We start from the raw sequence: 26,653 nt of genomic DNA on the forward strand, positions 1-26,653 counted from the left end.
CTTTTCACCCTTTTCTCTTTCTCCGATAATAAAAGTATCGATCTATTAATATTCCTCCAATTGCTGATATAAATGTCGCAAGAATCGTTGGTCCGACTATACTAGTTGGAGAGGATGAACCATAGGTCATCATGATCGCGATGACAGTCGTGGGTATTAACGTAATACTCGAGGTGTTAATAGCTAAAAATGTTATCATAGAACGACTAACTTTATCTGAATTTCCATTTAAGACTTTCAATTGTTCCATAGCTTTTATTCCTAATGGTGTGGCAGCATTTCCTAACCCAAAAAGGTTGGCCATCATATTGGAAATCATATACCCCATTGCCGGATGTTCAGGCGGCACCTCTGGAAAAAGCCTAGACACAATTGGCTTAAATAAGTTACCTAGTTTTTCTAATAAACCTGCTTTTTCAGCAATCTTCATTAAACCAAGCCAAAATACTAATACACTAATTAATCCAAACGAAATCGTTATTGCTTCTTTTCCACCTTTAAAAACAGCTTCATTTACTTGCTCCATTGTTCCATTAAACATCGCAAAGACAATGCCGATCACAGTTAAAAGTACCCATATGAGATTAACCATATTTATTTACTCCTGCTGAAGCAAAAAATAAACTTTTAAACAGCTCCCAGAATGAGCCTTTCGGCTTTTCAACCTGACCATTGTCAAAGTAAATTGGAACCTCCGCAATTTCTTTTTTATCAAGCATAACAGTCATTTCCCCTACAACATTGGGCACATCCTCAGGGTCTTCCCATTTCTTATTTGGTGTTATCAAGGATAGATTAATTTTCACTTTTTCTTGTTCTTCAGCTGTTAAGGGATATATGACATTTCTATTAATAAACACTCTTTCCTTATAAAAATCATTGTCTAGTTGATTAAGTGTTCCCTGTTGTTTAATATTTACAAGTTCAAAATTATTATAGGCATAATTGTGAAGATTCATATGATCCTTCCAATCATTTGGATCATTTAAGGTAACAACAATTGTATTAAATCCATCCTTTGATGCTGTTGAGACAAGGGTTCGTTTTGCTCTTACTGTGTAACCCGTCTTTCCTCCTGTGCTATATTCATAAAGACTAGTTAATAATTTATTTTTGTTATGCCATACTCTGTCCCATTTTTCATTAGGATTGGGTGCTTTATGGGTTTCGGTACTAGAAATCTTTTGATATGTTTCATTTTGCATAGCATATTGAGTTAAAATAGCCATATCGTAAGCGGTAGAATAATGATTTTCATGATCATCTAGCCCATGCGGATTTGCAAATTCCGTGTTTGTCATCCCGATTTCTTCAGCTTTTTGATTCATCATTACCACGAAGCCTTCAAGGCTGCCCCCTACATGTTCGGCGATTGCTACAGCTGCATCATTTCCTGAACGTAGCATTAGTCCGTATACTAAATCCTCTAATTTTATTTTTTCTCCCTTTTGCAAATAAATCGAGGATCCTTCAGCCTTAAGCGCATGATCACTAACTTTTACCATTGAATCGAGCTTTCCGGATTCAATTGCCAGAATTGCCGTCATAATCTTCGTAATACTTGCAATTCTCATCTTAGTGTGAGCATCTTTTTCATAGAGAATTCTACCTGATTCCTGATCTATTAATATCGCAGCTCTCGCACTCACACCTATTGCTTGTGACTGGTGCGGAAATAATGTTAGCAGCAAAAAAATGATGATAAAACCGGTTGTCACTTTCTTTATATGCGGCAAAGCTATCACGTCCTCTTACTTGTTTTGTACAAGTTTATGCACGTGGACAAAGCTTATGAATGGAAATTTCAAAATTGTGGCTGGACTCCTTTATCTAATGCTTCTCTAACTACTTGAAAATCGTCTTCAAAGGCGGTGATTAAATCGGCTAATGAAGGAGGTGGTGTTTTTCTAAAAACAATCGCTTTTGTGCTTGAATAGGCACTACGACTATCTTCGTACCAAACATCATTCTTGGGGTGAAAATATCTTTCAATACATTGCTGATACACTTTAAAAAGTAGTTGGTTTGCCACATCTTCTTTAAAAGGCTGATTCCTTAAAATAGTAATACAGGCATCAAGTGCCTCCTCACAAAATACTACAAGCTTTCGAATGGATTTTAACAATTTTAAGAAGTAGTCCTTGTCGCCAGCTATTTCATTTTCTAAAGATGTGATTGTAGTATCATTCAAATAATTCGTTATTTTATCGACTACATTCTCCAAAAATACTACTACTCTCTTAAGTTCTGATTTTAAACGTGTATTTTCCATCATACACACCCTTTTCGTCATATGTATAATCAATAAAAGCTAGGAGCAACTTCTCGAATAGTATATGCTTATTATTTTAAAAACTGAACATACGAAATAAGACTGACTCAGGTAATTTCACGCTTTTGCCTTTTTAGCAAGCATTGAACATTACCCCTAAGTCAGTCTTAGTTCATTATTTTAGTTCCTCTAATGTTTCATTAAATTTTTCAAAGAATAAGTCTGCTTCTTCCTGTTCATATTCTTCATTTTCTTTATCCGGAAGAGGTGGAAGCTCTTTTATTGATTTCAATCCGAAATATTCAAGGAATTCCTTTGTTGTACCATATAGTATGGCGCGACCTGTACCTTCTGCCCTACCAACCTCTTTTATTAGAATTTTTGCTACAAGGGTCTGGATTGGACGCTCTGTTTTCACTCCACGGATTTCTTCAATTTCAGTTCTTGTAATTGGTTGTCTATAGGCAACAATAGCTAAAGTTTCAAGCGCTGCTTGTGATAGTGAAGCATTTACAGGTGCTTCAACTAATCTTTTCAAATAAATTGCATGATCCTTTTTCGTAGTTAATTGGTATTGTCCTGCAACTACGACTAATTCAATTCCACGTTCATTTCCTTTATAGCTTTGTGACAGCTCTTCTAGAATATCATTGACTTCCTGTTCTTCTAGTTCTAAAACAACCGTAAGCTGTTTTAAAGAAAGGCCCTCATCACCAGAAGCAAATAATAGAGCTTCTACAATTGCTTTCCACTCAATTAAACCTAAGGACATGAGCTACTCACTCCCCATAATATAAATATCTGCAAAATTATTTTCTTGTTCAATTAATATTGAATGTGATTTCATCAATTCTAATATAGCTAAAAACGTAACGACTAAATGATCTTTACTGTTAGATGGAAATAAATCCACAAATCGACGTCTCCCAGGACTTGATCGTAAATCATCTAAGATCTCTTCCATTCTTTTTTCAATTGGAATTTCTTGCCTAGTAATTTTTGTTTGGATTGGTTTTTGTATTTTCTTTCTTCTTAACATTTTTTGAAATGCACCAAGCATGTCATATAAAGAAACATTCAAAGAATCCATTTGATTTACTGGCAGTGTGCCGTATTCACTTAAATCACTAGGTGGCTTAGTATAGACCTGTGACCGGTCTTCTTCAAGAGTACGTAAGTCCTCCGCTGCTTCTTTATAAACACGATACTCAATTAACCTTCTCATTAACTCTTCCCGAGGATCTTCTTCTGGTTCTTCCCCATATTCATCCTCAAATAGCTCTTCATCTTGTTTTGGTAAAAGCATTCTACTTTTAATTGAAAGCAATGTAGCTGCCATAACTAAATATTCAGAAGCGATATCAAGCTGCAACTCTTGCATTGTGTGAATGTATAGCATGTATTGCTCTGTAATTTCTGAAACAGGAATATCATATATATCAATTTCTAAACGATTAATTAAATGTAGTAAAAGGTCTAATGGACCTTCAAAAGCATCAATCTTCACATGATATTGCAATTTTATATCCCACCATTCTTACAACTAGCCAACATATAGTATAGAGTAAAATTTAAGCATGTCCAATAATATTTAAGGTATTTTAACAAAAATATTCATAACTAGTTGTAAGAAAAATACCTAATAATTGGTCATTCGCCCATACATTTCAGCTCTTTCCTCATATATTACAAATGTAATAGCTCAACATTAAGGAGGAATTAATCATGGGTGAACAAGGTTTTAACTATGGTGGAGGATTTGCGTTAATCGTTGTATTGTTTATTTTATTAATTATCGTTGGTGCTGCTTGGTTATACTAATTAAATCAAAAGACTGCTGAGTGTATCAGCAGTCTTTGTTTACTTTTATGATACAATTATTTATATAGAATCACTGAAGGGATGAAACGAGTATGTATGACCGTGCCTTTATAGAATATCTCCTACACTTTCATTGTGAACGGGATTATTTTGAGTGCCATGAAGTGTTAGAAGAGCATTGGAAAGCTGATCCACCTAAGAACCGGAAAAAATACTGGGTTGGTCTTATTCAAATTGCTGTTGGCTTATATCATCAAAGGCGAGGGAATTTTTCCGGAGCATTGCGAATGATTTCAAATTCAATTCAGTTATTGGAGAATGATAGACAGGCAATTGAAAAGCTTGGATTACATAGTGAAGAGCTAATTAAAGAATTAAAAAAGCGAAAAAACGAAATTCTAGATAAAAGAGGCTACTATAGCTTCAATTTACCAATCATCGATAAGGAATTGTTACACATGTGCAAAATGCAATGTAAAGACTCACATAAGGTATGGGGAAAAGATAGTGACTTATTGGATGAGTATTTAATTCATAAGCATAAAAAACGAAATCGATCTGCTGTTATTGAACAACGATTACAGCAGCTTGAAATACGAAAAAGGTCCAGAAACTCTAAATAATAGTTAAAGCCAGAGATCACAATAAATTGATCTCTGGCCTTTCACTAACAATCTAGGTCTTTATCAGCATTACACTTTTTAAAGAATGCCTCTGTTTCGTCATTAGGAACAACAGATTTGTTTTTGTATAGGTCTCTTACTGCATTTACCATACGCTTACCGATACCTTGTTGCCTATGGGAAGGATTCACTGAGATATGTTGAACTTCTACCAGGTCCTCACCTTTAAAAACAACTCCAATGGCACCAATAATATCCTCTTCTTGTTTCCATAGAAACAACTGCCAATCATCTGTCGTTTCATATTGCTTAATAGTTTGTTGTAATTGCTTAAGATCCTTTTCACCTGGCATAAATGACAAGAGACCCATTGCAATTTTTTCAAAACTTTTTTTATAACGTATTAACATAAATACCCCTCATTAACGAAATAGCTTCCTAAAAAGCGAAAGCATTAGTCAAGCGTCGATAAAAAATATTAGATACAAAAACGAAACATGATACCCTTTGATATTGCTGATGTTTGAATTTCAAGAAAACTACTTCTCAAAACATTATAAACAGTTTTTTATCGATTTTAAACACTTTTTGTAAAATTAATGTAGGGCTTTAAGTAAATTTGACATTTCAATAGCTGTAACGGCTGCTTCATATCCTTTGTTACCAGCCTTTGTGCCAGCTCTCTCTACTGCTTGCTCAATTGTTTCAGTTGTTAAAACACCAAATACTACTGGAACACCTGTTGATAAAGATGCTTTAGAGACACCTTTAGCTGCCTCATTACAAACATAATCATAATGAGTTGTTGCTCCACGAATAACTGTACCTAATGTAATAACAGCATCATAATTCCCTGTTTCAGCAAGTTTTTTTGCTATTAGAGGTAATTCAAAAGCGCCAGGAACCCAAGCTACAGTTACATTTTCTTCTTCTACACCGTGCCTTCTTAACCCATCCTCTGCTCCACCTAACAGCTTAGACGTAATAAATTCATTGAAACGAGCAACTACGATCGCTACCTTTAATCCACTACCAATTAAATGACCTTCAAATGTTTTCATCTATAATTCCTCCTGATTTGTTTGTATTAAAAATGTAAATAATGTCCAAGTTTTTCATACTTTGTTCTTAAGTATTGTTCATTCTCTTCTCTTGCCGGCATTTCAATAGGTACTCGATCAACAACAGTTAAGTCGTATCCTTCAAGTCCTGCAATTTTCCTAGGATTATTCGTTAATAGGTTCATTTTTTCAATTCCTAAATCTTTTAGGATTTGAGCACCAATTCCATAATCTCGGAGATCAGGAGCAAAGCCTAGCTTTTCATTTGCTGCTACTGTATCATACCCTTGCTCTTGAAGCTTATACGCTCTCATTTTATTTAGTAAACCAATGCCCCTGCCTTCTTGGCGCATATACAATAATACACCTTTGCCCTCTTTCTCAATTTGTGCAAGTGCTGCGTGCAATTGTGGACCACAATCACATCGATATGAACTAAAAACATCACCTGTTAAGCACTCAGAATGCACTCTTACTAATGTGGGTACAGTTGTATCAATTTCACCTTTTACAAGTGCAACATGTTCTTTATCATCTAATGAGTTAGAATAACCTATGGCTTTAAATGATCCATATTCTGTTGGTAAATCAATTTCTATTTCTCTCTTAACTAATTTTTCGCTTCGATTACGGTATTGGATTAAATCCTTAATCGTAATGATTTTCAAATCTAGCTGTTCAGCAATTATTAGTAAATCAGGTACTCTCGCCATCGTACCATCTTCTTTAATGATTTCACAAATAACACCACCAGGTTTTGCACCGCAAAGAATGGATAAATCCACAGCTGCTTCAGTATGGCCTGCTCTCCGAAGTACTCCACCTTCCTTAGCCACTAATGGAAATGTATGACCTGGACGTTTAAAATCGGATGGATTTGTATCATCTGCTAGTAATGCTTTAACGGTGTCCGCACGTTCAAATGCACTGATTCCCGTTTTATTCGATTTATAATCAACACTAACAGTGAAGGCAGTACCATGTGGATCTGTGTTTTGATTAACCATCGGCGTTAGTTCTAATCTTTTAGCTTGTTGTTCAGTAATCGGAACGCAAACTAATCCTCTTCCATGCTTAATCATAAAATTAATCGTTTCTGGTGTCACTCGATCTGCTAAGGAGACAAAATCCCCTTCATTTTCCCTATCTTCGTCATCAACAACTATAATAACCTTACCTTCTTTTAGATCATGAATGGCATCTTCTATTTTATGAAACATTGTCAAGCCTCCTTCATCTTTATCATTTCCAATCAATAATAAAGGTGTTTTCGTCCCTTAATAAAATCCATTATCTGCTAAAAATGATTTACTCAATGAAGAGTTCTTTGGATTTACCTGTTGGTTAATAAATTTCTTTATATACTTACCAATCATATCGCATTCAATATTAACAATGTCTCCAACAGCTTTCGTACCGAGGATTGACTCTGTTAGCGTATGAGGAATAATTGAAATAACAACTTTATCTTTTTCCAGACCAAATATTGTTAAACTAATTCCATCAATTGTGATCGAACCTTTATGAATTAGAGTATCTGTTAACTCTTCTGCTACCTGTAATTCGTAATAAACAGCATTTGAAAAACGTTGTTTTTTACTAATTTTAGCTATTCCATCAACATGCCCTGAAACAAAATGTCCTCCGAAACGACCGTTAGCAGCCATCGCTCTTTCCAAATTAACTTTGGAACCTTGCTTTAATTGGTTTAACGACGTGTCTTTAACAGTTTCAGGCATCACATCAACAGAAAAAGAAGCTGGACTGAAATCTGTAACTGTTAAACAAACTCCGTTAACGGAAATACTATCCCCCAAGGACATATCACCCATTATTTTTTTGGCTACTATTGTAAAAACAATTGCGTCCTTAGAACCTTGAACGCTTGATATCGTACCAATTTCTTCAACAATTCCTGTAAACATTAAGTTCCCTCACTTTGCTGCATACTAATAGCTATTAATAAACATATAGACCTCCCCTTTGATAAAGATGTCCATATTTACGTTTACTCGAGAAAAGTACACGGCGCCAGTTATCGGTCAATAAGCATACGAAGGCATATGACTTAAGCTGACAGCGCCTGGAGCTAGACACGAAAACTAAGTACTAAAAACATATACTTTTTTATCGTTTTAAAAAAGCCCATAGTCAATAGACTAGGGCTTTTAATTTAAGAAATTGATATTTGAGTAAGTCAAATAAGAGTATTAAAAATTGATTTTTAAACAAATTTTAATACGCCGCAAAATCGCGCAATTCTTCTCCCATCCAGACTTTAACTGTCGGCTCTAGAGTTTCACTAGATCCACCGTTAATATATATTAACGGGTCACGGACTAAGAAGCTATTTTAGCTTCATCACCGCCGGTAGGGAATTCCACCCTGCCCCGAAGAATGTAAAACGAAATATGAAGTTATAATTTTATTTTATCCGTATAATGTGATATATGCAATCTTTTAGATATTTAAATAAAACAAAAAGCTGAAACTATTCTCAAATGAACAGTCGCAGCTTTTAAATTGTTCTTACTCTTCGTACACTTTTACTTCCTTCATAACATCGTTTGGCTTAATTTTATATACTGCTTCAAGATTTTCATTAACCTTACCAAAAACAGTATGAACTCCATTTAAATGGGGTTGTGGCTCATGAACGATGAAGAATTGGCTTCCACCAGTATCTTTACCTGCATGTGCCATTGATAAAGAACCTGCTTCATGCTTATGCGGGTTTCCTTGTGTTTCACACTTAATTGAATAACCAGGACCACCAGTACCTGTACCTTGTGGACAGCCGCCTTGTGCAACAAATCCAGGGATTACACGGTGAAATGTTAAACCATTGTAAAAACCTTCATTTGCTAATTTTTCAAAGTTAGCTACCGTACCAGGTGCTTCATTTGGAAATAATTCGATACCAAGTGTATCTCCATTTTCCATTGTAATTTGTGCTTTTTTCATATGTATGTAACCTCCAATAAGTTTAATACGTCTAATAGACATGAATACCTTTCTATTCTACTATAATCAAGGAGTGAACAGCAAATAAGAAACGCAAAAGGTGTCGTAACCTTCGACAGCATTTACCATTCTGGTGGTACTTGGAGCGAGAAACAAATATTTTACCAAATACGATATTGTTGATTAACTAGAAAAATGATACCCTTCATCTAAACGAAATAAAACCTAAAATAAAGGAATCAACTTCAAAATACTATTGACTTTTGAAAAAAAACACTATAATAGATTGTATTAAAGACACTTGCTTTACAAATAAAGGAGGATTCACCTTTGAAAAAGTATGTTTTAAGCTTAATTGCTGTATTACTATTTGCATTTCCATCACTAAGCCATGCGGATGCAGTGGTTGGTGATCTAATAATTACACTTGGGGAAAATTTAACTGAACAACAAAAACAAAATCTGCTAAAAGAAATGAACGCAACCGAACAGAATCAAATCATCACCGTTTCTAATGAAGAAGAACATAAATATTTAGGTGATTATATTCCTAAAGCAACAATAGGGACGAAAGCTATTTCTTCAACAAGTATAACAATTGAAAAAGAAGGTTCCGGACTTGAGGTAAGTACTAAAAATATTAACTGGGTAACTGATGAAATGTATTTAAATGCACTCATGACAGCTGGTGTTAAGGATGCAACAATCTATGTTACAGCTCCATTTGAAGTTTCAGGAACTGCTGCATTAACTGGATTAATTAAGGCCTACGAAATTTCTTCAGATGAAGCGATACCTGAGGATGTTAAGCAAGTAGCTAATGAGGAACTTGTCACAACAGCAAAGCTTGGTGATGAAGTTGGTGCTGAAAATGCCTCAGCCCTTATGGCAAAAATCAAAGACGAAATCGCAAAAAATGGCGTTCCTGAAACAGAAGCTGATCTTAGAACACTTATCGAAAATGCAGCCAAAGACCTCGGAATTACCTTATCAGAAGCAGATATTAACAGTCTAATTGAACTCTTTAATAAAATGACGGACATTAATATCGATTGGAATCAAGTTGGTCAGCAGCTTGATAAGGCTCAAGATAAAATATCAAACTTCCTGAACTCTGAGGAAGGTCAAACCTTCTTACAACAAGTGAAGGATTTCTTTATTGCCTTATGGAATGCGATTATTTCCATCTTTACTAATAATGAGCAATCTGCAATGAAAAAATAGATATCTGAATATAACAGTAAGAGGAGCAACGTTTTTCCGTTGCTCCTCTTACTATTATAAATTATATAAAAGCATTAATTCTATTTTCTTAATTTTGCGATACCTTTGATTTTAAAGGTAAATCATTTGCAATTAGATCTTCAAAGCTTTCCCTTTTTATTACAAGCTGTGATTCTCCATTTTCCACGAAAACAACTGCTGGTCGAGGAATTCTGTTATAATTATTCGCCATCGAATATCCATAAGCTCCTGTACAGAAAACTGCTAAGATATCCTCTGGTTTAACCTCTGGTAGTGGTAAATCCCAAATTAACATATCTCCGCTTTCACAGCATTTACCTGCAATTGATACTGGTCTATCATGTTTTTCAGCAACTCTATTCGCTAAAACTGCTTCATATTTTGCTTGATAAAGTGCAGGACGGATATTATCACTCATACCACCATCAATTGCAACGTATTCTCTAATATTAGGTACTGTTTTTTGTGAGCCTACTGTATAAAGCGTCGTACCTGCGTCTCCAACAAGTGAACGGCCTGGTTCGATCCAGATTTCAGGCATGTTTATTCCCATCTCATTCACCTGTTTTTTTACTGCTTCAACAATTTGTTCCACATAATAAGTTGCTGGTAGAGGCTCATCTTCCTCTGTATAACGAATTCCAAATCCTCCGCCTAAATTAACAACCTCTGGTGTAAAGGAGAATTTTTCTCTCCAGGTGTTAATTTTTTCAAAGACTCTCTCAGCCGCAAGAACAAATCCAGCCGTATCAAAAATTTGTGACCCGATATGGCAATGAATTCCTAATAAATGAATGCCTTCTGATTTCAAAACAGCTTCAATTGCTTGTTCGATTTGACCATTTAATAGTCCAAAACCGAATTTTGAATCTTCTTGACCTGTTGTTATATAATCATGTGTATGTGCTTCAACACCTGGAGTTACACGTAAAAGAACTGGTACTTGTTTACTATTACCCTTAGATAATTCTTCAAGCAGGGAAATTTCATAAAAATTATCTACAACGATACAACCTACTCCATGTTCTAAAGCCATTTTTAACTCTGAACGACTCTTATTATTTCCATGTAAATGGATTCTCGATGCAGGAAAACCAGAAGTAATTGCCGTAAAAAGCTCCCCTCCAGACACAACATCCAATGATAAACCCAGTTCATCAATTAATTGGAACATTGCAATCGATGAAAAGGCTTTACTAGCATAAGCCACTTGTGCACTAACACCCATATTTTCAAAGGCCATCTTAAAGCTATTAGCACGGTCTTTTATTAAAGCCACATCATAAATATAAAGAGGTGTACCATATTCTTTAGCTAATGTTATCGTATCGACTCCGCCTATTTCTAAATGTCCTTCTTCATTTATCTTGCTCGTACCATGTAAGAACAACTATTATCCCCTCTTTCTACTATATCTAGGCTAGTTAAGAAGCAATGTTCTTTATGACGCTTTAAACAAACTAAAAACACTAGTAGTCCCCCAACAGATCTTTAACAATCCCTATTGTGCGAAAAAAAACAACATCCATTATTAATAAGCCGTCTATTGATCTTAAAAGGAAAAAGACAGTTAACACCAGCTGGTCATTAACTGTCTGTTACAAAAGATTCCTTAATAAATTAAACATACAATATCATAAAAGAGGGGTTCTTTCAATGTCGCTTTACCCTAATTTGATTGTTTTTTTACATTTTGAGGATGAACAATGCTTGGTCTAAGTTTTGCACCCGGTACAGATGTCCGAATAATGATTTGCCATAAGGCTTTTGCATTAAAAGGTAAAAAGGGCCATAAGTATGGAGTGTTAAGTGAACGAATGCTTGCTAGCAGTAAAACAAATAGTGTACAGCCTATTACAAAGCCTTCTAGCTTAAATAATGCAACAGCAACCAATAAAATCAAACGTGACATTTTATTTGCAACACTTAACTCATAACTAGGAGTTGCAAACGTTCCGATACCCGCAACTGCAACATATAAAATAACCTCTGGTACAAACAAACCAACATCAATAGCTATTTGTCCGATTAACGCTGCAGCGATTAAACCCATTGCAGTAGATAATGATGTTGGTGTGTGTATGGCAGCCATTCTTAGGAATTCCAGACCGAAGTCTGCGAGGAAAATTTGGACAACAATTGGAATATTCTTTTGATCAGTTGGACCAATAAATGCTATTTCCTTTGGCAATAAGGAAGGCTCTAAAACAAATAGAAACCATAGTGGCAAAAGAAAGACAGACGAGATAATGCCTAAAAATCGAACCCATCTTAAAAATGTCCCTACTGCAGGGGCCTGGCGATATTCTTCCGCATGTTGAACATGATGAAACAATGTTGTTGGAGTAATGATAACACTTGGTGATGTATCAACAATAAGTATGACATGTCCTTCCAATAAATGATTTGCTGCAACATCTGGTCTCTCTGTATAACGTACTAATGGATAAGGGTTAAATCCCTGTCTCACTAAAAATTCCTCGATCGTTTTGTCTGCCATTGTAATTCCGTCTATTTTGATTGTTTCTAATTCCTTTTTAATTGTTTTTACTAGCCCAGGATCTGCAACATCTTCTATATAAGCAATACATAGATCGGTTTTAGATCGTTCTCCAATTCTCATCATTTCATATCTTAAACGCTCATCTCTAATTCTTCGTCTAATTAGCCCCGTATTTACAATGATATTTTCAACAAAGCCATCTCTTGCTCCTCGAACAATTTTTTCTGTATCAGGCTCTGCAGGCTGCCGTCCAGGATAACTCCTTACATCTACAACATAGCCGAAATCACTGCCTTCCATTAAAAATACAATTAAACCTGAAAGAACTTGATCAACAACTTCATCTAATGTTTTTATTTTTTGTACTGATTGGTTAACGATTCGATTCTCAAGGATTTCCTTAAATTTTGTATGATCTACCTCATTGTCACTAATGGATGTGACATTCTTTAAGATCTCAGTAATATAGCCAGTATCACATAGCCCGTTTAAAAAATACATATTGACTTGGTAATCTAAAATATATAGCTTTCTTATGCCTAAATCAAAACTAATATTTAATCCTACATTTTCTTTAAAGTACCGTTCATTTTCCGCAAGATTTCCTGATATTGGTTTCTTATCAGTTTTTGTTGTCATGATAGCCGCTCCTTTCTAAAATAAGTTTTACAGCTTTCATTGTGACTGGACAGCCGTTTTTCACACTGTCCTTTCGCGCCATTTTGCCGATGTCACCTATTCCTACAATAATTGGAACATCAATCTCGTCTAGGCAATAAACAGTGTCACCACTTATCCTCCCAACCTCAAGATCCTTTAACCCACCTTTATCTACACCGTATTCTGTTAACTCACCGAAACGATCAATACTTACATCTACTTTTGCCCACTCGGTTTGATGTGTCTTTGATGCGACAGCAATCACACCAAGTACTTCAATATTTTGATGTCCGGCCACATATTTCAAGGCCGTTTCACCTGCTCCTTCACCTAATAATCCACAATCATCAAACATAACAAAAACAGGATCATTTTTAGCCTCGAGAATAAGCTGAACAATGTGTGGTCCACTCAAAGTTGTCGGATTTCCTTGAGTTCTAGATATTACTCTTCCACCTATTTCAGCTGCAACATATTCGATTGTTCTTGCTGCATACTCATCCCCATCTGTAACTAAAATTACCTGTCTTTGTTTTGTCAATGTTTAATCCTATCCTTTCGGTTTAAAAATAAGGGCCATGATAAAAGCGAACAGTATCGCAGCTGATATCCCGGCTGAAGTTAATTCAAAGATCCCAATGCCAATTCCTATAAAACCATGTTCATGAGCTTGCTCCATTGCCCCATGAAGTAATGAATGTCCAAAGCTTGTGATTGGAACAGTTGCCCCTGCTCCTGCGAACTCAATTAACTTATCATAAAGACCAAATCCATCTAAAATCGCACCTGATACGACGAAAGTACTCATCACATGTGCAGGCGTGAACTTTACAATATCTAAAAGTAACTGCCCAACTACACAAATAGCACCTCCTACTATAAAAGCCAATAAGTACTCCATTAGCTATTCACACTCCCATCAGCTCTTTCAAAAACAACACCGTGTGCGATAGTAGGGATAGATTCTTTTTGTTGAATCATTGTCGGGCTTAATAATGCTCCTGTTGCCACTACAAAAACACGGTTTAGGTTTCCTTTTTCTAATTCATTAAATATATGACTATATGTTACAACAGCTGAACACCCACACCCACTTCCACCTGCAAATACCTTTTGATCGGGACGATAGACGATTAAACCACAATCATTGTGTTTGTCGTGAACATCATAGCCTTCATCTTTAAGCATTTCTTTAACAATTGGACTACCCACTCCAGACAAATCACCAGTTAAAAACATGTCATAATCATCCGGAGTCCTATTTAAATCTTTTAAATGCTGTGCAATTGTATCAGCTGCCGCAGGTGCCATCGCAGAACCCATATCAAACGGATTTTTGATGCCAAGATCAGCTACTTTCCCAATTGTAGCTGATGTAATACGTATGTTGCTGACCTCTTTACTTATTAATACAGCACCAGAACCTGTTACAGTAAACGTTGCAGTATCTGGCTTTTGACCACCATATTCGGTTGGATTGCGAAATTGTCTTTCCGCAGTAGCATTATGACTACTTGTTGCTGCTAGCACATTACTAGCAAAGCCACCATCTATTAGGGCAGATCCAACTGCTACGGTTTCCATAGATGTTGAACATGCACCAAACATGCAAAGAAATGGGATATTTACATGTCTAGCAACATAATTTGCTGTTACATTTTGATTTAACAAATCTCCCGCTAAAAAAAGATCAATATCATCAGTGGTTTTATTCCCTTTCTTTAAACATTGTTCTATTGCTTGCTCCATTAATCGTCTTTCGGCAAGCTCCCAATTGTCTTCACCACAATGAAGTTCTTTATGCTTCACATCAAATAATTGGCCTAAGGGACCATCTGCTTCCTTAGGACCAACAGCGGTTCCACTTGATTGTACAAATAATGGATTTTCAAATTGCCAAGTTTGTTTACCAGTTAATTTCATAAGTGTCACCTCACCTTAAAATACAATCCCATAGAAATAACGAATAATACCTACAATGTACGCTGCTACAACCCCAAATACGATGACACTACCGGCTAGCTTAAACATATTGGTTGCAATACCTAAAACAATCCCTTCACTTCGATGCTCAATTGCAGCACTTGTCATGGAATTTGCAAAACCAGTAATAGGAACTGCAGATCCTGCACCCGCAAACTGTCCAAGTTTATCATAAACACCTATTCCAGTTAAAATGGCTGAGATTAGAATCAACGTTCCTGCAGTAGGATTGCCTGCATCCTTTTCAGAAAAATTTAATACATTAATGTAAAAATTTTGGATACCTTGACCAATCATACAAATAAACCCACCTATTAGAAATGCTTTTAAGCAGTTTAAAACGTAAGGTGTTTTTGGTTGATAGCTTTTAATCTGATTTTTATAGTCATCCTTCATTTTAGAGTTTGCCATGCTTCTACCTCCTTTAATGATTCACGAAATAGATCCAGTGGAAAAGGGAACCAATAATTTTCCCAAACACAATCGCCATTAACAGAATAACAATTTTATCTCCTAATCCAATCCGCTTTGCTAAGATCGGAAAAACATTTAATACCTCTGTTAAGGCGGCTGCTAACATTCCAATGAACATCCCACTAAAAAGTCCAATTGGAATAAGCCATAACTCTGACTGGAATAGTACTGTATCTCGTAAGCTCATCCAGCCTGTAATAACAGTTCCGAGAATAATCGCCCACTCATATACTTGGATAAAATGGTTTGTTTTTGTTAGCTGAGTTAGCCTTGGAATAATCCCGAGTACAGCTAAAAAAGCTACAAACCCAGTACCTACAACTAGCCCCCCTGACAAGCCAATAATAATTAAGATCACACTATTTACGATCATTATCAACGTTGTTCAAATTCTCCTTATTTTCATTCATTGCAACATATTTATCTAAATCTAGCTGATAATTAAAGATTTCAACTTCCAGGGGGCTTGGTTCCTCATTAATTTTTTTCTTAAATAAATGATTGAAAAACAAAACCATTCCTAATCCTAATCCAATTGAATATGGAATTTGCAGTAAGAGTGGTTGATCATTTGAATTCCCCGTTACAATTTTATGGATACGTTGATGAACTTGCTGCATACTTACATCCTCATGAAAGTTCATAATTGCAAGCCCCGAACCTATAAATAGTAGGATCCATACAGCAAGAAATAAGATTGGTGAAAGCTTCTTTTTTTCGTACACGATTTCAACGATTGTTTGTGAAGATCCAATTGTCTGGACATCAATAAGGTGGTCAAATTTATGTATTTCTTTTAAAACGTGCATGACGTCTATTACCACCATATTTTTATCACTCGGTTTAATTTTGTGAATAAATAGTTGTCTTAGTTTTTCCGTCAACCCCTTATCGCCGACGACGAGTGCGATTTTATCAATCGTAATGACATCGTTAGGATGGACTTGAATGCGATGACGAAGTCGAATATATACCGTCTTTTCCATCAAGATTCACTTCCTAATGATTTGGTTTATAAGCAAGGTTGGATAAAGAACATTCTAACAAATAATAATTCCAATCAATTTTTAAAAACGGACGAATTTAGTATAGTAAATTATATTTTGTTACCTCATACAGAGCCCCACATTGCTTTAGATGTTCGTTTTTTACTGTCATAAATTCGTCTTATTAATTTTGTTCGTATATGTAGTATGCATTTGCTGATTTTTAATCATGCAAGCCTTAGCTGAAGTCCAATAATTACCATGGAAGGACAGCATTATTTTACTTTGATTTATATACGTTATAGTCGAATATTTGGTGTATTCCCATATGGATTAAAACGACAAAAAAGCTGACCCAATAAGGCCAGCTTTTTTCTATTGATTCATTTTATCCTTCATTTGCTGTAAGATCTTCTTTTCAAGTCGTGATACTTGTACTTGAGATATTCCTAACCGCTCTGCAACTTCAGATTGTGTTTGGTCTTTATAATACCTTAAGTATACGATAAGTCTTTCTCGTTCATCGAGATCACGAATTGCATCTTTTAACACGATTTTATCGAACCATTTTGTTTCCGTATTATCAGCTATTTGATCGAGCAATGTTATCGGATCACCATCATTCTCGTAAACCGTCTCATGAATGGATGAAGGTGCTCTTACAGCTTCTTGAGCGAGAACCACATCTTCGGGAGAAATGTCTAAGTAGTTTGCGATTTCTGCTACAGTGGGAACCTTCCCCATTGTTTTCGAGAGTTCATCACGAGCACGTCGAATTTTATTGCCTAGTTCTTTTAATGATCGACTAACCTTTACTGTCCCATCATCTCGGATAAATCGCTGAATTTCTCCAATAATCATAGGTACTGCATAGGTTGAAAATCGCACATCATAAGATAAATCAAATTTATCGACCGATTTCAGTAAACCAATACTTCCAATTTGAAATAAATCATCAGGCTCATAACCGCGGTTCAAAAAGCGTTGAACAACTGACCAAACGAGACGCATATTTTTTTGAATAATTAAATCACGAGCCTCTTGGTCCCCTTCTTGACTGCGACGAATTAACTCCTTGACTTCATGGTCCTTTAACTGTGTCTTTGAATTATCGTTCTTGACCTCCACATCCATAGCAAGTCTCCCTTTAATTGCATAAAGCTTTACTTTTCGATAAGTGTTTTGTCAGCCTAACTGTTGTACCTCTTGTTTCTAACGACTCTACCTTAATTTCATCCATAAAATTCTCCATGATTGTAAAACCCATACCTGATCGTTCAAGTTCAGGCTTTGTTGTATAGAGAGGTTGTCTCGCTTCTTCAATGTCAGCAATCCCTATACCTTCATCACGAATTGTCATATGGATGACATCATCCTCTAATGTAACTGAAATGAACACAATACCATTTGGATCATTTTCATATCCATGAATGATCGCATTTGTCACTGCCTCAGAAACGACTGTTTTTATTTCCGTCAATTCATCCATTGTCGGATCAAGTTGTGCAATAAATGCTGCTACCGTGACCCTTGCAAAGGATTCATTTTGACTAAGTGCTGAAAATTGGAGGTTCATTTCATTTTTCATGATGCCACCCCCAATGTTTGCAGTGCTTTTTGCTCATCATCTTCTAAACGGATAATTTTAAATAACCCTGACATATCAAATAATCGTTTTACAGCAGGAGAAATTGCACACACAACCATCTCTCCACCTGAAGCTTTAATTTGTTTGTATCTTCCTAAAATCACACCCAAACCGGAGCTATCCATAAACGATAAATTTTCAAGATTTAACATAATATGCTTAATAGGATTCGTGGCTAACGTCTCTGTAACTTTTGCACGTAATTCTTCAGCTGCATGATGATCAAGCTCACCTGAAAGTCTTACACATAATACAGCTTCCTTCACATCAAGTTCAATCGCTAGACTCAAGGTTTTACCCCTCCTTAATTTCTGGATAAAGAGTCATTCTTGATTGGAACTTCATTTTCCTGCATGGTGACAAAACTAGTGGTTATTCGTCAACATTAGCTAGACTTTGTAAAATCCCCCATTACCCGTTTAAATAACTGCCACCAGCTCGCTTCTGAAATATCTTTTTCGGCTACTAATTTGCTTTCAGCCAGAATTTTGTCATCTTTCTTTAATTGAAGAGAACCTAGCTCATCACCTTTTTCAATAGGTGCTTTCACATCTTTTTTCATCACAATCTCTTGAGTCACATCATCCACATTTTCACCCTTTTTAGTAAGGACTGAAATTGGCTCAGATGTCATTAAGTTTGCTTCTTTTTCACTACCCTTACTTACATTCACCTTTGTTAAAACATGATCTTTTTCAAATAGAGGATGTGTTTGATACTGACTAAATGCATAATCTAGCATTTTTGTTACTTGTGCATTACGGTCTTTCGGTGTATCTGCTCCAAAAACAACTGCAATTACACGCATATTATCTTTTTTTGCAGTTGCCGTTAAGCAATACTTCGCTTCATTTGTAAACCCAGTTTTCACTCCATCAACACCTGGATAAAACTTAACAAGGCGATTCGTATTAACTAGCCAGAATTTCTTGTCAGTTCCTTCTCGTAAATAATCCTCATATTTACCGGTAAATTTCGTAATTTCTTCATACTTTAATAATTCTTTTGCCATTAAAGCCATGTCATGAGCTGAGCTATAATGGTCAGGCTCAGGCAAACCTGTCGGATTTTTAAAATGAGTATTTTTTAAGCCTAGCTCTTCTACTTTCTTGTTCATCATATTTACAAACTGTTCTGTAGAGCCTGCTATTTTTTCAGCCATTGCAACTGAAGCATCATTTCCCGATCCAATCGCAATACCTTTTAACATTTGCTCGACAGTCATTTCTTCTCCGGCCTCTAAGAAAATCTGCGAACCGCCCATTGAAGCAGCATATTCACTTGTACGAACTTTTTCATCCCATTTAATTTGATTATTTTCGAGCGATTCCATAATTAATAGCATCGTCATTATTTTTGTCATACTTGCTGGAGGCAGCTTTTCATCACTATTTTTATCGTACAAAATCGTTCCCGTATCTCGTTCGATTAAAACAGCTGACTTCGCTTTATCTGCAAGTTCGACAGTTGTAGATTCTTTGGCAAATGCCACTGGTGTGACAGAAATAAGCATTGCTATAAGCGTAAAACAAGAAAGTATCCGTTTCATTTCATAAGCCCTCCATTCTTTATACATCCATTTTTTCCATTTGGAGGGAAATTATACTAGGGTGGAGGAAAGATTTTTTATAGGTAGTTATTCTATTGAAATGTGATAACGCTTATCACATGTGCTACCAGTAACCTTGAAATTTAAAGATGAAAGAATCTTATAGGAGGTTGTACGAGATGAGAATTGGTCTCTTCTTTTTGCCACTTTGGTGCATCTTTCCCTCTTAATTTTGCGCCACTTTTGCACTAGTTGCGTCTATTCGGGCTTTGATCGCTTCTTTTCTATTTGAGTTGTTTTTTTGAAAATTTGACTTGTCTTTTCTCTTTTTATTAACTTGTATTAAGTCCACACTTAAAAACCACAGCCCATTAGGCTGTGGTCAATTCAATAAATCCCGCTATTCCACCGTGGCATAAATCAATTTCGGTGCTTTTACCTCACTACTGGATATCGATATGCTACTATACAACTTGTTCATCACGTCATCTATATTTTCTTGGTTGCTGTGAATCGTAACAAGAGATTCACCTTTTTTAACAAAGTCACCAATTTTTTTATTTAATATTAAGCCAACTGCTAAATCAATTTGTGATTCTTTTGTTGCACGTCCTGCTCCGAGTAGCATGGCTGCAGTTCCAACTGAGTCAGCAATAATCTCAGAAACGTAGCCTTCTTGTTCTGCCTCTAGTTCAACGATAAACTTCGCTTGTGGTAGAGTATCTGGATGATCAACAACAGATCCATCTCCACCTTGCGCTTCTAAAAATATTTTCAGTGTTTTCAGTGCATCTCCGTTGCTCATGACTTCCACAAGCATTGATCGAGCTTCATCTAGTGTCTTTGCTTTTTCAGCTAAGAGGACCATGTAGCTACCTAGTGTTAAACAAAGCTCTTCCAAGTCTGTTGGTCCTTTTCCACTTAAGGTATCAATTGCTTCTTTTACTTCTAGTGCATTGCCAATTGCGTATCCTAATGGCTGGCTCATATCAGAAATAACGGCCATTGTTCTCCGACCAACTAAATTTCCAATGTCAACCATTGCTTTGGCAAGTTCTTTTGAATCCTCTAGATCTTTCATGAACGCACCGGCGCCCGTTTTTACATCTAATACGATGGCATCTGCACCTGCTGCAATTTTTTTACTCATGATGGAGCTTGCAATGAGTGGAATGCTATTTACCGTTGCTGTAACATCACGTAATCCATATAGCTTTTTATCAGCCGGGGTAAGGTTCCCACTTTGACCGATTACAGCGATTTTGTTTTTATTCACTAGCTCAATAAATTGTTTATTTTCTATTTCTACGTGAAAGCCAGGTACGGATTCTAGTTTATCGATTGTACCGCCTGTATGACCTAAACCACGTCCTGACATTTTTGCAACGGGCACACCGACTGCAGCTACTAATGGGCCTAATACAAGTGTTGTAGTATCACCAACTCCACCTGTACTGTGCTTATCCACTTTAATTCCTTGAATTTCACTTAAATCGATTGTGTCACCGGAATGGACCATGGCCATTGTTAGCTCTGCACGCTCATTGTCTGTCATACCTTGGAAATAAACAGCCATTGTAAAAGCACTCATTTGATAATCTGGAATATCACCAGAAGTATAGGCTTTAATGATATGATGGATTTCTTCTTTTGTTAATTCTTGGCCATCTCTTTTTTTCTCAATTAAATCAACCATTCTCATAGATAATCTCACCTTTATTTTTAGTTTGATGACTGGATCTTCTCTACGATACTTTTTACTAATTTTAAAAAGTTGACACGCACTTTATCCGTGGTTTCGATCACTTCGTCATGCGATAGAGGTTGATCTAAAATACCTGCAGCCATATTGGAAATACAGGATATACCTAATACATTTAGTCCTGCATGTCTAGCGATGATGACCTCTGGTACCGTTGACATACCGACTGCATCTCCTCCTAATGTACGAAGGGCGCGTACTTCTGCAGGAGTTTCATAGGATGGTCCAGTATTACCAACATATACTCCTTCTTGAAGCTTAATATTAAGCTCATTAGCAATATTTTTTGCCATATCTCGAAGCTTTCTATTGTAACTCTCTGACATATCTGGGAAACGAACTCCTATATTAGCGTTATTTGGCCCAATCAAAGGATTTGTCCCCATATTATTAATATGATCGGTGATTAACATTAAATCGCCAGCTTCGAAGGACTCATTAATTCCCCCTGCTGCATTTGTGACGATTAAAGTTTCAACTCCAAGCTCTTTCATCACTCGAACTGGTGCTGTTACTTTGTCTAAACTATATCCCTCATAAAAATGGAAGCGGCCTTGCATTGCAATTACTTTTGCTTCCTTAAGTGTTCCTATTACAAGTTGACCTGCGTGTCCTTCAACTGTTGATACTGGAAAATTCGGGATTTCATTGTATGGAATCTTTACAGGGTTTTCGATTTCATCTGCTAATACTCCTAAACCTGAGCCTAAAATCAGACCGATTTTTGGTGTATCCTCGTATTTCGATTTCACATAACTCGCAGCTTCTTTAATTGCATCGTAATTCATATGTATCCTCCTATTCTAAATCTGCTAAAAAGCTTTTTCCGAATGCAGGCATTTTTACTGCAAAATTATCAGCAATGGTTGCCCCAATATCAGCAAACGTCTCTCTTATTTGCAGCTCTTTACCTATTTTTAAACGCGGACTATAAACCAGTAATGGAACATATTCCCTTGTATGATCTGTTCCGTGGTGAATAGGATCATTGCCATGGTCTGCTGTGATAATTAAAAGATCTTGTTCCGTTAATTTGTCAAGGACTTCTGTTAATCTTGCATCAAATTCTTCTAGCGCTTTACCGTATCCAGCGGGATCACGACGGTGACCATATAATGCATCAAAATCTACTAAGTTTACAAAACTAATACCAGTAAAATCTATACCAACAGTATCATTTAGCTTATCCATGCCATCCATATTGGATTTTGTTCGTAATGATTTTGTGATTCCTTCACCATCATAAATATCAGAAATCTTCCCGATAGACAAAACATCATATCCACTATCTTTTAGCTCATTCATGACTGTCCGATCAAAAGGTTTTAAGGCATAGTCATGACGATTTGCAGTTCGTGTGAATTCCCCAGGATTACCTAGGAATGGACGAGCAATTATACGTCCTACCATATATTTTTCATCTAATGTCATTTCACGTGCTAGTTCACATATTTTATATAGTTCATCTAGTGGAACAATTTCCTCATGTGCAGCAATTTGCAAGACTGAGTCTGCAGATGTATACACAATTAATGCCCCTGTATTTATATGCTCTTCGCCTAATTCATCTAATATTTCCGTTCCTGATGCAGGCTTATTACCAATAATTTTACGACCCGTTTTTTCTTCTAATTCGTTGATAAGTTCTGGTGGGAAACCATCTGGAAAGACTCTGAAGGGTTGCTTTATATTAAGCCCCATAATCTCCCAATGCCCGGTCATTGTATCTTTGCCATTCGATGCTTCCTGCATTTTTGTATAAAAAGCTAGTGGCTGTTCTTGTTTTGGTATTCCGTTAATTTCACGAATATTACTTAGACCTAGCTTAGCCATATTAGGCATATTTAGCCCACCCATATGTTCTGCTATGTGTCCAAGCGTGTCTGAGCCAAGGTCGTTAAACTTGTCTGCATCTGGAGCTTCTCCAATGCCAACTGAATCCATCACAATTAAAAAAATTCGTTTATATGTATAATTTGCCATGCAAATCCTCCTTCTTTCATATTCTCTTAACTTACTGTTCCCTAATAACACTATATTCAATTCGAAAATGAGAACTTGTCGGAAGTCTGACAACTAAACCATGTCTCTATTATAAACCCCTTACATGAACATTGACAACTTTTAAGGAGTAAATTCAATTTTCTATTCTTTTTCAAAGCATTGATCTATTTCCTGCTTAACGATAAAAAAGCATCTCCACAAATGTGTGATGCCTCGTTAAGCCCTAGGATGAAATTGATTATAAACATCCTTTAATCTAGCTTTTGTTACATGTGTATAAATTTGAGTTGTTGAAATATCTGCATGCCCGAGCATTTCTTGAACAGCTCTTAAATCTGCACCGTTCTCAAGTAAATGTGTTGCAAAGGAATGTCTTAAAGTATGTGGTGTGAGCTCTTTATTCACATTTGCTTCTAGTGCTATTTTCTTTAGATTTTTCCAAAAGCCTTGCCTAGTAATTCGTTTTCCGTGATGATTGACGAAGAGAGCTTCAGTTGGCTGCTTTGCATTTAATAATTTTGGTCTTCCCTTTTCAATATAATTGGTAATGACCTCAGTTGCTGTTCGACCAATTGGAACAATTCGTTCTTTATTCCCTTTTCCATAACATCGAATAAATCCCATTGTTAAATGAACATCTGTTAGGTTAAGATTAATCATCTCGCTTACTCGAATTCCAGTGGCATATAAAAGCTCAAGCATTGCTTTATCTCGATAGCCAAACGGAGTTGTAAGCTTTGGTGTATCAAGCAGCATTTCCACCTCTTGTAAAGAGAGGATTTTAGGTAAATTCCGTTCTAATTGTGGAGACTCAATTAATACAGATGGATCCTGGTCTGCTTGCTTTTCTCTTAGCAAAAATTGATGAAGCGAGCGTATGGATGCTGTATGTCTCGCAATCGTTTTACTTGATTTCCCAGCTTCTTTTAAGGATTTTAAGAATTGAATAATATGAAGACGTGTGACATCATTAAATGTTTTAATTTGTTGATTTTCCGTTAAATGCTTTTGATAACTTTTTAAATCTCTTTCATAAGATACGATAGTGTTATTGGATAAACCTCGTTCTACTATTAAATAGTGGATAAAATCTTTTATTTGATCCTTCAAAATCGTCTACTCCCCATTGTCAATAAAGAACATTAATCTGTTAAACCAGCTTTCTTCCTCATTGTTAACCATGTTTGTTACTTTTAAGGCAGCTCCTTCTGGCTGATCATATCGATGTAATTCCTGATACTCTAAGTTCACCCAAATGATAGCATAATAGAATAAAATCGTAAATCCAGTGAATAAAATAAATACCTTTAACATATCTCTAACCGTCTTTAACCAGCGAATCATAAGGAACCTCCAACTCTATTCGGTGATTTACTCCGCCCAAAACGAAGATTGTCAATAAATTGCTTTTAGTCTATTTGATTTTGAAGGATCATACGTTAACGAGGAGTTTTTATTATCGTTTTGGAAATTATAAAATTTTTGTACTGTGGATAAGCGCTTTTACATCCAGCTCCAGCGCCTAGCCCCTCTAGGGTCTAGCCAATTTAGTATTGAAGGCAAAGAGCGCCTTCTATTCTAAATCGTCTTATTTGCCCTAGGCTGAACGAGGCGCTTGCGCTTTTGTACTGATTATTAGAAGATATGCCAAAAAGGACAAACTTTATACATCATTTTTATTTTTTTGTTAATCTTTAAACATGATTTTTCATGTACTAAATAAAGAGCTATTGCTGGATATAGAAGCAATTTTCCAAATTTTAATGTATTTAAAGTTTTGTAAACGACAAAAAAAGCCTAACTATGTATGTTAGACTCTGTTACTCATCATTATTAGGCTCTTGTTGTTCGTTTTGCGCCTTTTCCTGACATTTCACACATATTCCGTGAAATGTTAGGCGGTGATCTTTTATTTTAAAATTCCATTTACTTTCAACGATTTCTTCAACATCTTCTAGTAAATCTTCTTCAATTTCAGCTACAGAACCACATTCAATACATACTAAATGGTGGTGAAAATGTGCTGCTCCTTCTTTACGAAGATCGTATCTAGATACACCATCACCAAAGTTTATTTTATCGACAACTTTTAATTCAGTTAATAATTCCAAAGTACGATATACTGTTGCTAGTCCAATTTCGGGTGCTTTTTCTTTTACGAGAAGGTACACATCTTCAGCACTTAAGTGATCTTCTTCATTTTCTAGTAATACCCGAACAGTTGCTTCACGCTGCGGTGTTAGCTTATAGCTAGCAGAGTGCAGCTGCTTCTTGATCCGATCAATGCGGTTTTCCATAACTACTTTTCCTCCCTCGCCGCGTTCCCAAAACTATTATATATCATTTGGAAGGAAAGTGTCCAACTAAAATCATTACAATCTAATAAACATAATCTATATTAATTAATAATAATTATTATTTACTTACAAACTCTACTACATTTTTCATTAAAAATGGTGATGCGTAAGCTTCAAACCCAGATGCTACTATAGCAAGAACTCCAATAAATAAAAACACGGTTACATACCGCATAAATAAAGAGAATGGGGCCTCTAAATTACTTGTTTTCTTTACGAATAGCTGTCTGATGATCTTTAACGTAAAGGCAATTGCAACGGAACACATAATGATAAAGGCTGGGATAAGCAGCACATTTTGCGGTAGTACTGTAACAAATGAGAGTAAAAAGCCCTTTAATCCTAATTGATTCACTAAAAATCCGACTGTGAAACCAACGACCATACCTTTTATAAAAAGCATAACTAATATGACTGGTAGTCCAATGATTGAAATACCTAAGATCCACATTAAGCCTAAGTATTTTAAGTTATGAAAAAAACTTTGTTGGAACATATCTGTAGAACTTGCTACTTTCCCTTCAGCAACTTGTCCGAAAAATCGGTTTAAATAGTAGTATAAGTCTTCTTTTTGACTTAAGTTCATACTGTTTACAATAATCGCGCCAAAAATAACCCCCATTAGAAACAAAACAAACACAAACAGATATATTGAAGAATGCTCTTTAAGATGCTGCTTTATCATTGCACTGATTGGCAGTTGTCTACGCATATTATTTCCTCCCGTCATTCACTTACTAG

The 26,653-nt window shown here is 35.9% G+C and carries 32 protein-coding genes and 1 riboswitch; of the genes, 3 read left to right on the plus strand and 29 right to left on the minus strand.

Features of this window, described 5'->3' with window-relative positions; translation table 11 throughout:
* Window positions 1-4: 4 nt before the first annotated feature.
* The 5 genes from HUW50_RS26565 to HUW50_RS26585 all read right to left on the minus strand — a co-directional run bounded on the left by HUW50_RS26565 (window position 5) and on the right by HUW50_RS26585 (window position 3,791).
* Window positions 5-592: a nucleoside recognition domain-containing protein gene (locus HUW50_RS26565; protein ID WP_066330054.1), complete on the minus strand. Its 588-nt coding sequence runs from the start codon at window positions 590-592 to the stop codon at window positions 5-7.
* A complete protein-coding gene (locus tag HUW50_RS26570; RefSeq protein ID WP_066330060.1) occupies window positions 585-1,736 on the minus strand; it encodes a D-alanyl-D-alanine carboxypeptidase family protein in 1,152 nt (383 codons plus the stop codon). The genes HUW50_RS26565 and HUW50_RS26570 overlap by 8 nt, the downstream gene beginning before the upstream one ends.
* A 68-nt stretch (window positions 1,737-1,804) precedes the next feature.
* Window positions 1,805-2,275, minus strand: coding sequence for a DUF3907 family protein (locus tag HUW50_RS26575; RefSeq protein ID WP_185653541.1), 471 nt, complete (start codon window positions 2,273-2,275; stop codon window positions 1,805-1,807).
* Between the two features lie 172 nt (window positions 2,276-2,447).
* Entirely contained in the window at window positions 2,448-3,044 is a 597-nt protein-coding gene (gene scpB, locus HUW50_RS26580; protein ID WP_066330068.1) for an SMC-Scp complex subunit ScpB, read from the minus strand.
* Between the two features lie 3 nt (window positions 3,045-3,047).
* The gene (locus HUW50_RS26585; protein WP_066330071.1) at window positions 3,048-3,791 is read right to left on the minus strand and encodes a segregation/condensation protein A; all 744 of its coding nucleotides are present in this window, start codon (window positions 3,789-3,791) and stop codon (window positions 3,048-3,050) included.
* A gap of 206 nt (window positions 3,792-3,997) precedes the next feature.
* Between HUW50_RS26585 and HUW50_RS26590 the strand changes: the two genes are divergently transcribed.
* Both HUW50_RS26590 and HUW50_RS26595 read left to right on the plus strand, forming a co-directional pair.
* Complete coding sequence (locus HUW50_RS26590; RefSeq protein WP_072579338.1) at window positions 3,998-4,093, plus strand: YjcZ family sporulation protein; 96 nt, start codon at window positions 3,998-4,000, stop codon at window positions 4,091-4,093.
* A 92-nt stretch (window positions 4,094-4,185) separates the two neighbouring features.
* Entirely contained in the window at window positions 4,186-4,716 is a 531-nt protein-coding gene (locus tag HUW50_RS26595) for a DUF309 domain-containing protein (protein WP_066330074.1), read from the plus strand.
* Between the two features lie 44 nt (window positions 4,717-4,760).
* Here HUW50_RS26595 and HUW50_RS26600 read toward each other — a convergent pair whose 3' ends face one another.
* From HUW50_RS26600 to HUW50_RS26620, 5 genes are all read right to left on the minus strand, one after another.
* Entirely contained in the window at window positions 4,761-5,126 is a 366-nt protein-coding gene (locus HUW50_RS26600) for a GNAT family N-acetyltransferase (protein ID WP_066330076.1), read from the minus strand.
* A 186-nt stretch (window positions 5,127-5,312) separates the two neighbouring features.
* Window positions 5,313-5,777, minus strand: a complete 465-nt coding sequence (gene ribH, locus HUW50_RS26605) for a 6,7-dimethyl-8-ribityllumazine synthase (protein ID WP_066330078.1) — start codon at window positions 5,775-5,777, stop codon at window positions 5,313-5,315.
* Between the two features lie 26 nt (window positions 5,778-5,803).
* A complete protein-coding gene (locus HUW50_RS26610) occupies window positions 5,804-6,997 on the minus strand; it encodes a bifunctional 3,4-dihydroxy-2-butanone-4-phosphate synthase/GTP cyclohydrolase II (RefSeq protein ID WP_066330085.1) in 1,194 nt (397 codons plus the stop codon).
* Between the two features lie 57 nt (window positions 6,998-7,054).
* Window positions 7,055-7,702, minus strand: a complete 648-nt coding sequence (gene ribE / locus HUW50_RS26615) for a riboflavin synthase (protein ID WP_066330087.1) — start codon at window positions 7,700-7,702, stop codon at window positions 7,055-7,057.
* 330 nt (window positions 7,703-8,032) lie between these two features.
* A riboswitch (FMN riboswitch) is annotated at window positions 8,033-8,179 on the minus strand.
* 127 nt (window positions 8,180-8,306) lie between these two features.
* Entirely contained in the window at window positions 8,307-8,741 is a 435-nt protein-coding gene (locus tag HUW50_RS26620; RefSeq protein WP_066330089.1) for a peptidylprolyl isomerase, read from the minus strand.
* A gap of 330 nt (window positions 8,742-9,071) precedes the next feature.
* Here HUW50_RS26620 and HUW50_RS26625 point away from each other — a divergent pair, with 330 nt between their 5' ends.
* Complete coding sequence (locus HUW50_RS26625; RefSeq protein ID WP_185653542.1) at window positions 9,072-9,965, plus strand: DUF1002 domain-containing protein; 894 nt, start codon at window positions 9,072-9,074, stop codon at window positions 9,963-9,965.
* Between the two features lie 88 nt (window positions 9,966-10,053).
* Here the strand turns inward: HUW50_RS26625 and lysA are convergent, their stop codons facing one another.
* The 19 genes from lysA to spoIIM all read right to left on the minus strand — a co-directional run bounded on the left by lysA (window position 10,054) and on the right by spoIIM (window position 26,624).
* Window positions 10,054-11,376 carry a diaminopimelate decarboxylase gene (gene lysA, locus HUW50_RS26630; RefSeq protein WP_066330099.1) on the minus strand — a complete coding sequence of 441 codons (1,323 nt, stop codon included), beginning with the start codon at window positions 11,374-11,376 and terminating at the stop codon, window positions 10,054-10,056.
* 279 nt (window positions 11,377-11,655) lie between these two features.
* Entirely contained in the window at window positions 11,656-13,128 is a 1,473-nt protein-coding gene (locus tag HUW50_RS26635) for a spore germination protein (protein WP_066330103.1), read from the minus strand.
* Complete coding sequence (locus HUW50_RS26640; protein ID WP_066330106.1) at window positions 13,112-13,690, minus strand: stage V sporulation protein SpoVABEA; 579 nt, start codon at window positions 13,688-13,690, stop codon at window positions 13,112-13,114. Before HUW50_RS26640 ends, HUW50_RS26635 begins: the two co-directional genes overlap by 17 nt.
* 9 nt (window positions 13,691-13,699) lie before the next feature.
* Window positions 13,700-14,050, minus strand: a complete 351-nt coding sequence (gene spoVAE / locus HUW50_RS26645) for a stage V sporulation protein AE (protein WP_066330112.1) — start codon at window positions 14,048-14,050, stop codon at window positions 13,700-13,702.
* The gene (gene spoVAD, locus HUW50_RS26650; RefSeq protein ID WP_066330115.1) at window positions 14,050-15,072 is read right to left on the minus strand and encodes a stage V sporulation protein AD; all 1,023 of its coding nucleotides are present in this window, start codon (window positions 15,070-15,072) and stop codon (window positions 14,050-14,052) included. The genes spoVAE and spoVAD overlap by 1 nt, the downstream gene beginning before the upstream one ends.
* A 15-nt stretch (window positions 15,073-15,087) precedes the next feature.
* Window positions 15,088-15,543 (minus strand): stage V sporulation protein AC, encoded by a 456-nt coding sequence (gene spoVAC / locus HUW50_RS26655; RefSeq protein ID WP_066330118.1) that lies wholly within the window; start codon window positions 15,541-15,543, stop codon window positions 15,088-15,090.
* Between the two features lie 13 nt (window positions 15,544-15,556).
* Window positions 15,557-15,979, minus strand: a complete 423-nt coding sequence (locus tag HUW50_RS26660) for a stage V sporulation protein AB (RefSeq protein ID WP_066330254.1) — start codon at window positions 15,977-15,979, stop codon at window positions 15,557-15,559.
* Window positions 15,966-16,592, minus strand: coding sequence for a stage V sporulation protein AA (locus HUW50_RS26665; protein ID WP_066330120.1), 627 nt, complete (start codon window positions 16,590-16,592; stop codon window positions 15,966-15,968). Before HUW50_RS26665 ends, HUW50_RS26660 begins: the two co-directional genes overlap by 14 nt.
* A gap of 375 nt (window positions 16,593-16,967) precedes the next feature.
* Entirely contained in the window at window positions 16,968-17,726 is a 759-nt protein-coding gene (gene sigF / locus HUW50_RS26670) for an RNA polymerase sporulation sigma factor SigF (RefSeq protein WP_066330125.1), read from the minus strand.
* A 13-nt stretch (window positions 17,727-17,739) separates the two neighbouring features.
* A complete protein-coding gene (gene spoIIAB / locus HUW50_RS26675; RefSeq protein WP_066330128.1) occupies window positions 17,740-18,180 on the minus strand; it encodes an anti-sigma F factor in 441 nt (146 codons plus the stop codon).
* Window positions 18,177-18,530, minus strand: coding sequence for an anti-sigma F factor antagonist (gene spoIIAA, locus HUW50_RS26680; RefSeq protein ID WP_066330129.1), 354 nt, complete (start codon window positions 18,528-18,530; stop codon window positions 18,177-18,179). Before spoIIAA ends, spoIIAB begins: the two co-directional genes overlap by 4 nt.
* A gap of 95 nt (window positions 18,531-18,625) precedes the next feature.
* A complete protein-coding gene (locus tag HUW50_RS26685) occupies window positions 18,626-19,789 on the minus strand; it encodes a D-alanyl-D-alanine carboxypeptidase family protein (RefSeq protein ID WP_066330131.1) in 1,164 nt (387 codons plus the stop codon).
* 400 nt (window positions 19,790-20,189) lie between these two features.
* Window positions 20,190-21,491: a pyrimidine-nucleoside phosphorylase gene (locus HUW50_RS26690; RefSeq protein WP_157094345.1), complete on the minus strand. Its 1,302-nt coding sequence runs from the start codon at window positions 21,489-21,491 to the stop codon at window positions 20,190-20,192.
* Window positions 21,492-21,511: 20 nt separating this feature from the next.
* Window positions 21,512-22,339: a purine-nucleoside phosphorylase gene (locus HUW50_RS26695; protein ID WP_066330132.1), complete on the minus strand. Its 828-nt coding sequence runs from the start codon at window positions 22,337-22,339 to the stop codon at window positions 21,512-21,514.
* Between the two features lie 10 nt (window positions 22,340-22,349).
* Complete coding sequence (gene deoB / locus HUW50_RS26700) at window positions 22,350-23,534, minus strand: phosphopentomutase (RefSeq protein WP_066330134.1); 1,185 nt, start codon at window positions 23,532-23,534, stop codon at window positions 22,350-22,352.
* A 237-nt stretch (window positions 23,535-23,771) separates the two neighbouring features.
* Window positions 23,772-24,665 (minus strand): site-specific tyrosine recombinase XerD, encoded by an 894-nt coding sequence (gene xerD, locus HUW50_RS26705; protein WP_066330135.1) that lies wholly within the window; start codon window positions 24,663-24,665, stop codon window positions 23,772-23,774.
* 6 nt (window positions 24,666-24,671) lie between these two features.
* Entirely contained in the window at window positions 24,672-24,899 is a 228-nt protein-coding gene (locus HUW50_RS26710) for a YqzK family protein (RefSeq protein ID WP_066330136.1), read from the minus strand.
* Between the two features lie 476 nt (window positions 24,900-25,375).
* Window positions 25,376-25,852 carry a ferric iron uptake transcriptional regulator gene (gene fur, locus HUW50_RS26715; protein ID WP_066330139.1) on the minus strand — a complete coding sequence of 159 codons (477 nt, stop codon included), beginning with the start codon at window positions 25,850-25,852 and terminating at the stop codon, window positions 25,376-25,378.
* Window positions 25,853-25,970: 118 nt separating this feature from the next.
* The gene (gene spoIIM, locus HUW50_RS26720) at window positions 25,971-26,624 is read right to left on the minus strand and encodes a stage II sporulation protein M (protein ID WP_066330140.1); all 654 of its coding nucleotides are present in this window, start codon (window positions 26,622-26,624) and stop codon (window positions 25,971-25,973) included.
* Window positions 26,625-26,653: the final 29 nt, after the last annotated feature.

The organism is Metabacillus sp. KUDC1714 (assembly GCF_014217835.1).
Lineage (GTDB): Bacteria > Bacillota > Bacilli > Bacillales > Bacillaceae > Metabacillus > Metabacillus rhizosphaerae.

Excerpts from the sequence above, each read along its gene's own strand:
- HUW50_RS26565 (WP_066330054.1), bottom strand. The coding sequence starts at position 592 with ATGGTTAATCTCATATGGGTACTTTTAACTGTGATCGGCATTGTCTTT.
- HUW50_RS26575 (WP_185653541.1), bottom strand. The coding sequence starts at position 2,275 with ATGATGGAAAATACACGTTTAAAATCAGAACTTAAGAGAGTAGTAGTA.
- scpB (WP_066330068.1), bottom strand. The coding sequence starts at position 3,044 with ATGTCCTTAGGTTTAATTGAGTGGAAAGCAATTGTAGAAGCTCTATTA.
- HUW50_RS26590 (WP_072579338.1), top strand. The coding sequence starts at position 3,998 with ATGGGTGAACAAGGTTTTAACTATGGTGGAGGATTTGCGTTAATCGTT.
- HUW50_RS26595 (WP_066330074.1), top strand. The coding sequence starts at position 4,186 with ATGTATGACCGTGCCTTTATAGAATATCTCCTACACTTTCATTGTGAA.
- HUW50_RS26600 (WP_066330076.1), bottom strand. The coding sequence starts at position 5,126 with ATGTTAATACGTTATAAAAAAAGTTTTGAAAAAATTGCAATGGGTCTC.
- ribH (WP_066330078.1), bottom strand. The coding sequence starts at position 5,777 with ATGAAAACATTTGAAGGTCATTTAATTGGTAGTGGATTAAAGGTAGCG.
- HUW50_RS26610 (WP_066330085.1), bottom strand. The coding sequence starts at position 6,997 with ATGTTTCATAAAATAGAAGATGCCATTCATGATCTAAAAGAAGGTAAG.
- ribE (WP_066330087.1), bottom strand. The coding sequence starts at position 7,702 with ATGTTTACAGGAATTGTTGAAGAAATTGGTACGATATCAAGCGTTCAA.
- HUW50_RS26620 (WP_066330089.1), bottom strand. The coding sequence starts at position 8,741 with ATGAAAAAAGCACAAATTACAATGGAAAATGGAGATACACTTGGTATC.
- HUW50_RS26635 (WP_066330103.1), bottom strand. The coding sequence starts at position 13,128 with ATGACAACAAAAACTGATAAGAAACCAATATCAGGAAATCTTGCGGAA.
- spoVAE (WP_066330112.1), bottom strand. The coding sequence starts at position 14,050 with ATGGAGTACTTATTGGCTTTTATAGTAGGAGGTGCTATTTGTGTAGTT.
- spoVAD (WP_066330115.1), bottom strand. The coding sequence starts at position 15,072 with ATGAAATTAACTGGTAAACAAACTTGGCAATTTGAAAATCCATTATTT.
- spoVAC (WP_066330118.1), bottom strand. The coding sequence starts at position 15,543 with ATGGCAAACTCTAAAATGAAGGATGACTATAAAAATCAGATTAAAAGC.
- HUW50_RS26660 (WP_066330254.1), bottom strand. The coding sequence starts at position 15,979 with ATGATCGTAAATAGTGTGATCTTAATTATTATTGGCTTGTCAGGGGGG.
- HUW50_RS26665 (WP_066330120.1), bottom strand. The coding sequence starts at position 16,592 with ATGGAAAAGACGGTATATATTCGACTTCGTCATCGCATTCAAGTCCAT.
- sigF (WP_066330125.1), bottom strand. The coding sequence starts at position 17,726 with ATGGATGTGGAGGTCAAGAACGATAATTCAAAGACACAGTTAAAGGAC.
- spoIIAB (WP_066330128.1), bottom strand. The coding sequence starts at position 18,180 with ATGAAAAATGAAATGAACCTCCAATTTTCAGCACTTAGTCAAAATGAA.
- HUW50_RS26685 (WP_066330131.1), bottom strand. The coding sequence starts at position 19,789 with ATGAAACGGATACTTTCTTGTTTTACGCTTATAGCAATGCTTATTTCT.
- HUW50_RS26690 (WP_157094345.1), bottom strand. The coding sequence starts at position 21,491 with ATGAGAATGGTTGATTTAATTGAGAAAAAAAGAGATGGCCAAGAATTA.
- HUW50_RS26695 (WP_066330132.1), bottom strand. The coding sequence starts at position 22,339 with ATGAATTACGATGCAATTAAAGAAGCTGCGAGTTATGTGAAATCGAAA.
- deoB (WP_066330134.1), bottom strand. The coding sequence starts at position 23,534 with ATGGCAAATTATACATATAAACGAATTTTTTTAATTGTGATGGATTCA.
- HUW50_RS26710 (WP_066330136.1), bottom strand. The coding sequence starts at position 24,899 with ATGATTCGCTGGTTAAAGACGGTTAGAGATATGTTAAAGGTATTTATT.
- fur (WP_066330139.1), bottom strand. The coding sequence starts at position 25,852 with ATGGAAAACCGCATTGATCGGATCAAGAAGCAGCTGCACTCTGCTAGC.
- spoIIM (WP_066330140.1), bottom strand. The coding sequence starts at position 26,624 with ATGCGTAGACAACTGCCAATCAGTGCAATGATAAAGCAGCATCTTAAA.